This window comes from Thalassolituus alkanivorans, from assembly GCF_020447205.1.
Taxonomy (GTDB): Bacteria; Pseudomonadota; Gammaproteobacteria; order Pseudomonadales; family Oceanobacteraceae; genus Venatoribacter; species Venatoribacter alkanivorans.
This window is the reverse complement of sequence record NZ_JAJAEL010000040.1, coordinates 1-1,757: the sequence shown is the minus strand read 5'-3', so window position 1 is coordinate 1,757 and position 1,757 is coordinate 1. Positions and strand designations below refer to the sequence as shown.

2 protein-coding genes are annotated in these 1,757 nt (G+C 46.4%); both read right to left on the bottom strand.

What is annotated here, in order from left to right; translation table 11 throughout:
* Nucleotides 1–1,258 (bottom strand): alkaline phosphatase (locus tag LGT44_RS17675; RefSeq protein WP_230333665.1); only part of this gene is annotated, 1,258 nt, incomplete at its 3' end.
* Between the two features lie 267 nt (nt 1,259–1,525).
* Nucleotides 1,526–1,757: alkaline phosphatase (locus LGT44_RS17670; protein WP_230333664.1), on the bottom strand; the 232-nt coding region annotated here is incomplete at its 5' end.

Genomic DNA, 1,757 nt, shown 5'->3' with positions numbered 1-1,757 from the left:
AACTGAGCGGCACCAGCGCCTCCTGGTGATAACCGCTAGTGGTTGTATCAACAGAGGTCAGATCTTTACGCCCGGCATCAGCAGGATCGTCATAACTGACATCGGAGTCTGTTTCATTGCCCAGATCCCGGAAGCCCAGCCCATTCATATAACCCACGGTGGTGTACGGCTGGCCATCATTAGCCAGGGCCGGTGTTGTGGAATTGACACCCACAACCTTGCCCAGAATCGGATTACCACGTTTCGGATAACCGGCAATGGTGAATACGTGGCCGTGATCTGCTGTAACCAGAATCAGGGTTTCTTCCGGGTTGGTATTTTCTGTTGCTGTTTTAACGGCTCTGGCCAACTCAATGGTTTCATTTAACGCACCATAGGCATTACCCGCATGATGGGCATGATCAATGCGTCCGGATTCAACCATCAGAAAAAAACCTTTGTCATTATTATTAAGAATATTAATGGCTTTTTGGGTCATTTCGCTCAGGGATGGTTCGCCAGCGGTATCATTGCTGCGATCCGCTTCATAGCGCATATGGGATTCATTAAAAAGACCAAGAACCCGTTCTGTAGTTTCGGTATTTATGCCGTCAAACTCACTTTGGTTATAAACATAAACGCCATTGTTGTATTGCGTTTTCCATTCATTAATCAGATGGCGGCCATCTGTGCGGTCACCTTCTGTACTGCTGACCTGATCACCGGAATTATAGGCTGAATCTTTTGGCAAAAAGTGGCGACGGCCGCCGCCGAAGGTAACTTCAATGCCATTAACATCAATACCGCTGTAGCGCTGCTCCAGATTTTTTTCAAAATTAATCAATTGTGAGGCAATGTCTTCACAATCGTTCTGGGCTGCAGCAGGCATATCTGAATTGTCTTCCCAGTTCCGGTCAGCCGCATGCGCATAGGTTGCCGCAGGTGTGGCATGGGTAATTCGTGCGGTTGAAACGACGCCGGTTGATAAACCTTTTATTTCTGCCAGCTCAAGCGCTGTTACTACTTCATTACCGGCTACGGTACTGCAATCACTACGAACAACATCTTCATCAACACCAATAACTCCGGCATCAGTCTTGATGCCTGACATCATGGCGGTCATCGTTCCGGCGGAATCCGGTGTCTGCGCATCGACGTTGTAGGTTTTTGCCAGCCCGGTAAATGGAAAGCCACCGAAACTTAATGTGTTTTCTTCTCCACTTTTACCTTTATTTTGCCCATCAAGGATACGGGCAGCGGTAACCGTTGATATTCCCATGCCATCACCGACAAAAAGAATGATGTTTTTAGCTGCGGATTTTTGATTTTTTATAGCAGCAATAGCCGTTTCCGTTGCTGCTATTTTATTCAATGATTGCTTATGCCAGTCATTGTTTAATGTGGTTGATAACTCAATATTTGTTAATTCAGTTTTGTCTGATGTTTCAGGTTTTTTACTTTTGTCATCTGTACCACAGGCAGATAACAACAAGGATCCTGCAAGCACGCTTATATATAGAATATTAAATTTCATGATTATCTCCTGTTAATTGTTGCTCATCAGGCCCAGTGCACGACTGATAATATGGAAGACACTGTTTTGCTCAATTTCACCCTGAGCCAACTGTGCGCCGGGGCCTTGCGCATGCAAACTGACATCCTCACCGGCATGCGTTTCTGAACTGAGCGGCACCAGCGCCTCCTGGTGATAACCGCTAGTGGTTGTATCAACAGAGGTCAGATCTTTACGCCCGGCATCAGCAGGATCGTCATAACTG